This is a genomic window from Roseateles sp. (assembly GCF_044373315.1).
Lineage (GTDB): Bacteria > Pseudomonadota > Gammaproteobacteria > Burkholderiales > Burkholderiaceae_C > JACDQM01.
The window spans coordinates 34,298-43,853 of the sequence record NZ_JBILQK010000028.1 but is presented as its reverse complement, the minus strand read 5'-3'; the positions used below and the strand labels follow the sequence as shown (position 1 = coordinate 43,853).

Genomic DNA, 9,556 nt, shown 5'->3' with positions numbered 1-9,556 from the left:
CGATCTATATGAGCGCAGCCGACTACAGCGCCTATGCCGAACGCACTTTCGCAGCCGAGAAGGCCACGATTGATCGGCTGAAGGCGGCAGGCAAGATCTAGGCCTTGCTGCTGGTGGTGGCGCTGACTTGCAGCGTCAGCTCCAGCACCTCATCGCCCAGCGCGTCGAACTCGCCGGTGGGCCGCCAGCCCAGGTGGCGGTAGAAGCCGTGCGAGCGCGTGGCCGGAGCGCGCGCGCAGCCGAGGAACAGGCGCTGGTGGCCGGCCGCCCGCAGCGTCTGCACCATCAAGCCCAGCAAGTGACGGCCGATGCCCTGGCCTTCGTGGTCGGGCAGCAGGGCCAGCACCACGATCTCGCCGCTGGCGGTGTCGCCGAAGCAGTAGCCGACCAGCTGCTCGCCATTCAGGCAGACATGGCCGGGCAGGCGGCCGCTGCGGGTGTCTTCGGCCCAGCTCTCGGGCGTGATCCCCAGCTCGGCCAGGCGCTCGCGCGAGACGGCGTTTTGCCGCGTGCGGCCGCGCAGGGCCACGCAGGCTTCGGCATCCGCGGGGCAGGCCGGGCGGTAACTCAGGGGGCTGCTCATCTCGGGCGGCTGTGTGAAGAAGCGCTGATCATCGCCGCTGCGGCGCTCAGGGCTGGCGTGCATTGCGGCCGGCAAGGAACATGTTTCAGGGGGCACGGTGGCGCATCCGCAGGCATACACTGCAGCCATCCCATCCGCCCTCCGGCCCCATCCACAGGCCGGTCCCGCCGACCATGATGCTGACGCAGCCGCCCTCGCCGCCGCCGTCGCCGCAGCAACAGTTTGAGCCTAGCTCGGGGGCAGGGCTGGAGTCGTCGGTCGCCGTGATCGATCTTGAAGCCTCCGGCTTCGGCCGCGGTAGCTACCCCATCGAGGTGGGTTTCGTCCAGGCCAGCGGCGAGTGCTTCTGCACACTGATCCAACCCGAAGCGGACTGGCAGCACTGGGATGCTTCGGCCGAGGCCCTGCATGGCATCACCCGCGAACTGCTGCGGCGCCATGGACGCGCGTCTGCCTGGGTGGCTGAGCAGCTGAACCAGCGGCTGGCGGGCCAGGTGGTGTATTGCGATGCCTGGGCGCATGACTATCCCTGGCTGTCACGCCTCTACGATGCAGCTGGCCTTGTGCCCAGCTTCCGCCTGGCGGATCTGCGGGCCCTCCTCAGCGAAGACGAGGCTGTGCGCTGGCATCCGGTGCTGGATCAGGTGCGTAGCGAGGCCGCGCTGGGGCGGCACCGCGCCAGTGCCGACGCCAGAACATTGCAGATGGCCTTGCAGCGCGTCAAGCGCACCTCCCTGCTTCTGCTCTGAACGCGGCGCCTTGCGCCGTGGCATCAGAACAGGCGTGTCACAAGTCGACGCTAGACTGCCCCTCCATGACCCTCGCCATCAAACCACGGCCAGTAGCCCGCAAGAGCACCGACGACAGCCGTAGCAGCAGGGCGGAAGCGCCCGACCTCGGCACGAAGCGGGCGCCCACGCAGCTGCGTGCGGTCGAGACCTTCGAGCGCATCCTCAGCACCTGCGCCGAATTGCTGGCCGAGGTGGGCATCGAGCGCCTCTCGACCAACCTGATCTGCCGCCGCGCCGGCATCACGCCGCCGGCGCTGTACCAGTACTTCCCCAACAAGTACGCGATCCTGCATGAGTTGGGACGGCGCATGATGTGGCGGCAAAACGAGTTCCTGACGCCCTGGGCCACCGTGCAGACGATGCAACTGCCCGAGGCCGAGTTCGCGGCCAGCGTGGCGCAGGTCTTTCTGGGCACGCTGCATGTCACCGAGGACACGGCCGGCGGCGTCTGGGTGATGCGTGCATTGCGCGCCGTGCCGTCCTTGCAGCATGTGCGCATGGCTTCGCATGAGGCGGTGACGAATCTGGTGCTTTCGGCCTTCCAGGACAGCCATCCCGCCGTCGACGTGGCGCAGGCCCGCCTGACGATACGGCTGGCCATCGATGCCTTGTATGCGGCGCAGGAGTTGTTGGTGGATGACCCAGAGCAGGACCCCGAAGCCGTGGCGCGCGTGATGGCCGAGATGGTGGCGGCGCAGTTTGTGAAGCTGCGGGCTACCTGATCCGACCCTGCGGCGATACTCGGCCGCATGAATCTGTCCCTGGCTTCTTTGTTTTCCCGGCGCCGGCTGTTGTGGCTGGCCGGCTTTGCCGTGCTGGCTGTGGCGCTTTTGCTGTGGTCGCAGCGGCGCCCGCAGGTGGAGGTGCTGCCGCTGCAGGCTGCGCCGATGCTGAGCAGCCTGCAGCTGTCGGCCCGCGTGGCGGCGCGCAGCCGCGTGGAGGTGGGCAGCACGCTGACCGGCCGTGTGCAGCAGGTGCTGGTGCGCGAGGGCGACAGCGTGGCGGCCGGCCAGGCACTCGTCCGGCTGGAGTCCGATGAATTGGCGGCCTCGCTCAGCCAGGCGCAGGCCAGCGAGCGTGCCGCCAGTGCCCGTCTGGCCGGGCTGCGCAGCAGCGGCCGCAGCGGCTTGCAGGCGGGAGTGGCGCAGGCGCAATCGGTGCTGCTGGCCGCCGAGGCGGATCTGAAGCGCCAGCAGTCGCTGGTGGCGCAGGGCTTTGTCAGCGAGGCCCGGCTGGATGAAGCGCGCCGCGCTGTGGCGGTGGCTCGTGCGCAGAATGCCAGTGCGCAGGCTCAGCTTCAGGGCAATCAAGACCAAGGCGGCAGCGATATCGCGCAGGCCGAGGCGCAACTGGCCCAGGCCCGTGCGGCCACGGCCGCCGCCGCGGCCAAGCTGGCGCAGGCCACGCTGACCGCGCCGGCCGCCGGCCGCGTGCTGGCGCGCAGCGCCGAGCCGGGGCAAATCGTGCAGCCGGGTCGGGCATTGCTGAGCCTGGCGCTGGATGGCCCGACCGAGTTGTTGGCCCAGCTGGACGAGCGCTATCTGGCCCAGCTGCGCGTCGGGCAGACGGCGCAGGTGCTGGCCGATGCTTATCCGAAGCAGCGCTTTGCCGCCACGGTTCAGCGTATTGCGCCGCTGGTGGACGCGCAGCGCGGCTCGGTCGAGCTGCGGTTGGCGCTGGCGCCGCCGGTGCCGGCCTTTCTGCGTGAAGACATGACGCTGTCGGTTGAGGTGGAAACCGGTCGCCGCGAACAGGCGCTGGTGCTGCCGCTGCAGGCCTTGCGTGGCGAAGGGGCGGATGGCGACGCGACGGTCTGGCTGATCAATGCCGACGGTCGGGTTGAAGCCCGGCGCGTGAAGCTGGGCCTGCGCACGCTGGAGGCGGCCGAGGTGCTGCAGGGTCTGCAGGCGGGCGATCAGCTGATGCTGGGCACGGCAGCGCAGCCTGGGCAGCGGGTGCGCACCCGGCCGGCCAGCACCCTGCTGCCGGCGGCTGCAAGCAGCATGAGCAAGGACAGCCGCGACGCTGGCGGCTCAGTGGTCAGCAACGCAATGGGCCGCTGAGGTCAGGACGCACACATGGCCGCCTGGTTCGGATTTGAAGGCCGCGTCGCGGTTCGCTTCTTGCGCGAAGGACGCTTTCAGACGCTGCTGATCATCGTTGGCGTTGCGGCCGGCGTGGCCGTGGTGGCCTATATCTCGGCGCTGATCTCGGGCTTGCAGAGCAACACGCTGAACAAGACCCTGGGCGCGCAGGCGCACATCACGGTCAAGCCGCTGGACGATGCCGTGGTCAGCGCCCGTGCTGCTGATGCACCGGGTGTTCAGGCTCTGGCGCAGACCCAGCCGCGTAGCCAGCGGCCGCGTTCGATCGCCAACTGGCAGCAGCTGCTGCCGGTGCTGGAGGCCATGCCGGGCGTGGCAGCAGTCTCGCCGATGGTGTCGGCCGCCGGCCTGGGTCTGCGCGGTGACGGCTCGCGCGCGGTGGCTTTGATGGGCGTGGAGCTGGATCGTTATGACCGCATCGTTCAGCTGCGCAGCAAGGTGGTGGCGGGCCAGGCCCGGCTCGGGCCTGGCGAGGCCATGATCGGCCGCGAGCTGGCCAACGACCTGGGCCTGAGCGTGGGCGACCGACTCAGCGTGGTGCTGGGCAGCGCTGGCAACACGGTCAGCGAATCGCTGCGCGTCACAGCGCTGGTGGACCTGGGCGTGCGCGACCTGAACCGCCGCACCGTCTTCCTGCCGCTGCGCAGCGCGCAAAGCCTGGTGGGCTTGCCGGGCGGCGCCACCAGCCTTGACATCACGTTGCACGATGTCTGGACCGCCAAGGGACTGGCCCAGCAGCTGGCGCAGCGCTGGCCCTACAAGGTGGAAAGCTGGCAGGAGGCGAACGCGCAGCTGGTCTCGGCGCTGAACGCGCAGTCGGTCAGCACGACCTTGATCCGCAGCGTGGTGATGATTGTGGTGGTGCTGGGCATTGCCAGCGTGCTGGTGGTGTCGGTGGTGCAGAAGAAGCGCGAGATCGGCATCCTGCGCGCGATGGGCGCCACGCAGGGTCAGGTCTTGCGGGTCTTTCTGTTGCAGGGGGCGCTGGTCGGGGCCTTGGGCTCGATGCTGGGCGTGCTGCTGGCCAGCGGCCTGATCTGGGCTTTCACCACGTTTGTGCGCGGCTCTGATGGGCTGCCTCTGTTTTCGATCAGCCTGCAGCCGATGCTGGCGCTGCAGATTGCCACTGTGGCTACGCTGTGCGGCGTGCTGGCCGCGGTGGCGCCGGCGCGCCGTGCCGCAGCGCTGGACCCAGCCCAGGCGATTCGCGCATGAGCGCGCACACCACCGCGGGCGCGCCGCTGATCGAGATCAGCGAGCTGCGCAAGAGCTACAACCTGGGCCTGCCCAATGAAGCCGAGGTGCTGCATGGCCTGTCCCTGCGCATCAATGCGGGCGAGTTCGTCGCGCTGATCGGCCCCTCGGGCTCGGGCAAGAGCACGCTGCTCAACATCATCGGCTTGCTGGAGCGCATGAGCAGCGGCAGCTTCAAGCTCCAGGGCGAGGAGGTCGGCGGCCTGGACGATGCAGGCCTGACGCTCAAGCGCCGCGGCGCGCTGGGCTTTGTGTTCCAGTTCCACCATCTGCTGCCGGCCTTCACTGCGCTGGAGAACGTCACGCTGCCGGCGCTGATGCGCGACGGCCGTGTCAGCGCGGCGCAGCGCGAACATGCGCGCGCGGTGCTGGACAGCATGGGCCTGGGCGCGGCGCTGGACAAGAAGCCGGGCGAGCTGTCGGGCGGCATGCAGCAGCGCGTGGCCATCGCCCGCGCGCTGGTGATGCGCCCGCCGCTGGTGCTGGCCGATGAGCCGACTGGCAATCTGGACACCGCCTCGTCCGACGAGGTGTTCGCGCTGATGCGCCGCATGCACGCGGAGCTGGGCACCTCGTTCCTGATCGTCACGCATGACCCGCGCCTGGCGGCGCGCTGCGACCGCGTGGTCGAGCTGGTGGACGGGCGGATCAGCCGCGATGGACCGGTGCCCGCGGCGCCAGTGTCTGCTGCTGAAGCTCGCGCAGGCAGTTGAGGCACAGGCAGCCGCTGTAGTCGCGGCTGAGTTGCTGGCGCTGGGCATCGCTCAGCTTCAGATCGAAGCAGTCGCAGCGCGCTCCGGCTGCACCGCAGTGAAAGCCACCGCCGCAGCGCGGGCAGCGGCTGTTCACGTCAGTGCGTGCTTCGTCGCTCATGCGAACAGGGCCTTGTGCTGTTCGCGCAGCAGGTTCTTCTGTACCTTGCCCATGGTGTTGCGCGGCAGTTCGGCCACCACGAAGACCTTCTTGGGCACCTTGAAGTTGGCGATCTGGCGCTTGAGCTGAGCGACGATGGCCTCGCCGTCCAGCGCGGCGCCCGGCTTGGCCACCAGCACCGCCACCACTGCCTCGCCGAAATCGGCATGCGGCACGCCGACCACCGCCGATTCGGCGATGCCGGGCATGTCGTTCAGCGTGCCCTCGATCTCGGCCGGGTAGACGTTGTAGCCGCCGGAAATGATCAGGTCCTTGCTGCGGCCGACGATGGTGAAGTAGCCGACCTCGTCCACGCGGCCAACGTCGCCGGTCTTGAACCAGCCATCCGCGGTGAACTCTTCTTTGGTCTTCTCCGGCATGCGCCAGTAGCCGGCGAACACGTTCGGCCCCTTGACCTCGATATTGCCGATCTCGCCGGTGGGGCAGGGCGCGCCTTTGTCATCCTGCACGCGCACGCCCACGCCGGGCAGCGCATGTCCGACCGTGCCGCCGCGGCGTTCACCGTCGGCGGGCCGGTACGGGTTGGAGGTCAGCATCACCGTCTCGCTCATGCCGTAGCGCTCAAGAATGGTGTGGCCGGTGCGCATCTGCCAGTCGCGGAAGGTCTCGATCAGCAGCGGCGCTGAGCCGCTGATGAACAGCCGCATGTTGCGGCAGGCGTTTTGGTCCAGCGCCGGCTCAGCCAGCAGGCGCACATAGAGTGTGGGCACGCCCATGAACAGCGTGGCGTCGGGCAGGCGCGCGATCACCGCTTTGGGGTCGAACTTGCTGAACCAGATCATCTGGCTGCCGTTCAGCAGTGCGCCATGCGAGGCTACGAACAAGCCGTGCACATGGAAGATCGGCAGCGCGTGGATCAGCACGTCGCCTGGCTTCCAGCCCCAGTAGTCCTTCAGCGTCTGCGCATTGCTCAGCATATTGCCGTGCGACAGCATCGCGCCCTTGCTGCGCCCGGTGGTGCCGCTGGTGTAGAGGATGGCTGCCATCTCGTCGGCCGTCTTGTGCGCCACTTCATGCTGGTCGCTCATGTGCGCGGCGCGGTCCAGCAGCGTGCCGCTGCGGTCCTCGTTGAGCGTGAACACATACTGCGTGCCGGCGGTGAAGGCGATCTTGCTGATCCAGCCGAAGCTCTTGCTCGGGCACACCATCACCGCAGGCTCGGCATTGCCGATGAAGTACTCGATCTCGGCCGCCTGGTAGGCGGTGTTCAGCGGCAGATAGACATAGCCGGCGCGCAGCACGGCCAGGTAGAGCATCAGCGCCTCGACGCTTTTCTCGGTCTGCACGGCGACCCGGCTGCCTGCAGGCAAGTCCAGCGAGACCAGCAGATTGGCCAGCATTGCGGTGGCGCGCTCGATGTCGCGCCAGCTGTAGCGCAGGCGCTCGCCATCGGCACATTCGATGGCCGTGGCGTCTAGGTCGGCGGGAAAGGCCGCGCGCAGCGCGGCGAACAGATTGGCGTTGGTGCTCGTCATGGGATCGGTATCTGTCAGTCGAGTTTGGCTCCGGAGCTCTTCACCACATCGGCCCAGCGCTTGATTTCGCTGGAGACGAACTGGCCGAAGGCATCGCCGTACATGTTCGGCACTTCGGTGCCCAGGCTGGTCCAGCTGGCCTTGATGTCGTCCTGCGCGAACGCTTTGCGCAACTCGGCCTGCATCGCGGAGATGGTCTCCCGGGGGGTGCCCTTGGGCGCCCACAGCCCATACCAGGTGGCGACCTGATAGCTGGGCACGCCGCCTTCAACGCTGGTCGGCACATCAGCGAAGCCCGGCGCGCGCTTGTTGGCAGCCACCGCAATGGCCTTGATGCGGCCGCCCTTGATGTGGGTGGCCGAGCTGCCCAGGCCGTCGAACATCAGATCTACTTGGCCAGCGATCAGGTCCTGCAGGGCTGGGCCGGCACCGCGGTAGGGGATGTGGGTGATGAAGGTCTGCGTTTGCAGCTTGAACAACTCGCCCGCCAGATGGTGCGAGGTGCCGTTGCCGGCCGAGCCGTAGTTCAGCTTGCCGGGATTCTTGCGGATGAATTCGAGCAGGCCCTTCAGGTCGGTGGCCTGCACGCGAGTCGGGTTCACCACGATGACCTGGGGCACGCTGGACACCAGCGCGACGGGGATGAAGTCGCTCTCCAGCTTGTAGTCCAGCTTGGGATACATCGACGGCGCAATCGCGTGGTGCACCGCGCCCATGAAGAAGGTGTAGCCGTCCGGCGCGGCCTTGGCGGCGATGCTGGCGCCCACCGTGCCACCGGCACCGCCCTTGTTGTCTATGATGAACTGCTTGCCAGTGGCCTTGGTCAGGGCGGCGGTGAGTGGGCGCGCAAAGGCGTCAGTGCCGCCGCCGGCCGGGAAGGGCACGATGAAGGTGACGGGCTTGGCCGGCCAGGCCTGTGCCTGGGCCAGCATGGGCAAAGCCAGCGCGGCGGCTGCAGCCGCCAGGGCCGAGCGGCGTGACAGCAGGAAATTGCGGTTCATCTGGGTTTGTCTCCTGTGAGGGCCGGTGTCCGGCCTGTTGTATCGAGAACGGTCAAAGCAGAGCAGAGACGGCGCGCGAGCAGGCGACCTCGCCGGCCATGAAAGCCTCATGATGCGACTCGATGCGGTCGAGATCGTAGAGGTAGTTGACCATCAGGCCGCAGCTCTGGCGCAAGCCCTTGTGGCTGGGATTGCCGTCGAGATTGAGCCGCTCAAGCCGGGCTCCGTTGTCGAGATGGAAGCGCGCCACCGGATCGCCGCCGGGCCGCGGCGTCTGGGCTATCAGGTAGGCGGCGCACAGGCGCTGCAGGGCCTCGCGGGCCTCGTCTTCCAGCAGGGCAGCGCCCGCGGGCTGGCTGAGTCGGCTGAGGTTCCCATTGCCGGCCTCCAGCAGGGTCTGCATGGCCTGACGGGCGCGCTCCAGCGCCGGCTTCTTCAGCCCCAGGCTCTCGTCCAGCACCGGGCCGGACTGCAGCCAGGCGGCGAAACCAGGAATCGGTGACAGCGTGCAGAAAGTCTTGAGCCGCGGCAGCTCGCGCTGCAGCTGCTCGGCCACGCGCTTGATCAGGAAGTTGCCCAGCGACACGCCCTTCAGTCCGGGTTCGCAATTGCTGATCGAGTAGAACGCCGCCACCTTGGAGCGATCAGCCGAGGCGACCGGCGCCTGCTTGTCGATCAGGGGCGCGATGGCGGCGGGCATCTGGTCCGCCAGCGCCACTTCGACAAAGATCAGCGGCTCCTCTGGCAGTTGCGGATGGAAGAAGGCGAACAGCCGGCGATCTGGTTGCAAGCGGCGGCGCAGATCGTCCCAGCCGTCGATGGCGTGCACCGCCTCGTGGCGGATGATCTTCTCCAGCAGCTGGGCTGGCGAAGTCCAGTCGACCTGGCGCATCTGCAAGAAGCCCGGGTTGAACCAGGAGCTGAACAGGTGCAGCAGGTCGGCCTCGACGCTGTGCCACTGTGGATGCTGGGCCAGGCCAGTCAGCAGACTGCGCCGCAGGCGCACCAGCACGCCGGTGGCGCCAGGGGCGCGGTTGAGGCGGCGGAACAGCTCCTGCCGCGGTGGTTCGCTGGCGCGCAACAGTTGCTGCAACTGGGCTGCCTCGGGCGTGGCGGCGTAGGCCTGCGCCGCCGTCAGTACGACCTGGGGATCGGGGTTGAAATCCAGTGCCAGGTGCTCGAACAGCAGCTGCAGGCCTCCCGCCGGCAGTGAGTCGATCAGCTCGATCAGCTCGCCTGCCAGGTGCAGGCTATTGGCTTCGCCGCGCTCGGAAAGCAAGCGCCGGGCGGCCTGCAGCACGCGGCGCACGTGGCGCTGCAACAGGCGTTGTTCGGAGGCTTGGCGGAGTTCGTCAAACATAGGGGGGAAGGCCTCCCGCTATGTTCCAGCCCAAGCCGACTGTTTGACATGCGG

General features: G+C 68.1%; 10 protein-coding genes. 5 read left to right on the top strand and 5 right to left on the bottom strand.

Annotation, left to right across the window (positions count from 1 at the left end; genetic code table 11):
* Positions 1–97: 97 nt before the first annotated feature.
* Positions 98–583, bottom strand: coding sequence for a GNAT family N-acetyltransferase (locus tag ACIQ67_RS08920; RefSeq protein WP_397534015.1), 486 nt, complete (start codon positions 581–583; stop codon positions 98–100).
* Between the two features lie 263 nt (positions 584–846).
* Here ACIQ67_RS08920 and ACIQ67_RS08915 point away from each other — a divergent pair, with 263 nt between their 5' ends.
* The 5 genes from ACIQ67_RS08915 to ACIQ67_RS08895 all read left to right on the top strand — a co-directional run bounded on the left by ACIQ67_RS08915 (position 847) and on the right by ACIQ67_RS08895 (position 5,446).
* The gene (locus tag ACIQ67_RS08915) at positions 847–1,332 is read left to right on the top strand and encodes a hypothetical protein (RefSeq protein WP_397534013.1); all 486 of its coding nucleotides are present in this window, start codon (positions 847–849) and stop codon (positions 1,330–1,332) included.
* Between the two features lie 65 nt (positions 1,333–1,397).
* A complete protein-coding gene (locus ACIQ67_RS08910) occupies positions 1,398–2,096 on the top strand; it encodes a TetR/AcrR family transcriptional regulator (RefSeq protein ID WP_397534012.1) in 699 nt (232 codons plus the stop codon).
* A 27-nt stretch (positions 2,097–2,123) separates the two neighbouring features.
* Positions 2,124–3,437 carry an efflux RND transporter periplasmic adaptor subunit gene (locus tag ACIQ67_RS08905; protein ID WP_397534011.1) on the top strand — a complete coding sequence of 438 codons (1,314 nt, stop codon included), beginning with the start codon at positions 2,124–2,126 and terminating at the stop codon, positions 3,435–3,437.
* Positions 3,438–3,452: 15 nt separating this feature from the next.
* The gene (locus ACIQ67_RS08900; RefSeq protein WP_397534010.1) at positions 3,453–4,694 is read left to right on the top strand and encodes an ABC transporter permease; all 1,242 of its coding nucleotides are present in this window, start codon (positions 3,453–3,455) and stop codon (positions 4,692–4,694) included.
* Entirely contained in the window at positions 4,691–5,446 is a 756-nt protein-coding gene (locus tag ACIQ67_RS08895; protein WP_397534009.1) for an ABC transporter ATP-binding protein, read from the top strand. Before ACIQ67_RS08900 ends, ACIQ67_RS08895 begins: the two co-directional genes overlap by 4 nt.
* On the opposite strand, the gene ACIQ67_RS08890 is transcribed toward ACIQ67_RS08895, so the two are convergent.
* The 4 genes from ACIQ67_RS08890 to ACIQ67_RS08875 are packed head-to-tail and all read right to left on the bottom strand — an operon-like array spanning position 5,382 to position 9,502.
* Positions 5,382–5,606, bottom strand: a complete 225-nt coding sequence (locus ACIQ67_RS08890; RefSeq protein WP_397534008.1) for a cysteine-rich CWC family protein — start codon at positions 5,604–5,606, stop codon at positions 5,382–5,384. The two genes, ACIQ67_RS08895 and ACIQ67_RS08890, sit on opposite strands and share 65 nt — an antisense overlap.
* Positions 5,603–7,141, bottom strand: a complete 1,539-nt coding sequence (locus tag ACIQ67_RS08885) for a malonyl-CoA synthase (RefSeq protein WP_397534007.1) — start codon at positions 7,139–7,141, stop codon at positions 5,603–5,605. The genes ACIQ67_RS08890 and ACIQ67_RS08885 overlap by 4 nt, the downstream gene beginning before the upstream one ends.
* A 14-nt stretch (positions 7,142–7,155) precedes the next feature.
* Positions 7,156–8,142 carry a Bug family tripartite tricarboxylate transporter substrate binding protein gene (locus ACIQ67_RS08880; protein ID WP_397534006.1) on the bottom strand — a complete coding sequence of 329 codons (987 nt, stop codon included), beginning with the start codon at positions 8,140–8,142 and terminating at the stop codon, positions 7,156–7,158.
* 52 nt (positions 8,143–8,194) lie between these two features.
* Entirely contained in the window at positions 8,195–9,502 is a 1,308-nt protein-coding gene (locus tag ACIQ67_RS08875) for a malonyl-CoA decarboxylase (protein ID WP_397534005.1), read from the bottom strand.
* Positions 9,503–9,556: the final 54 nt, after the last annotated feature.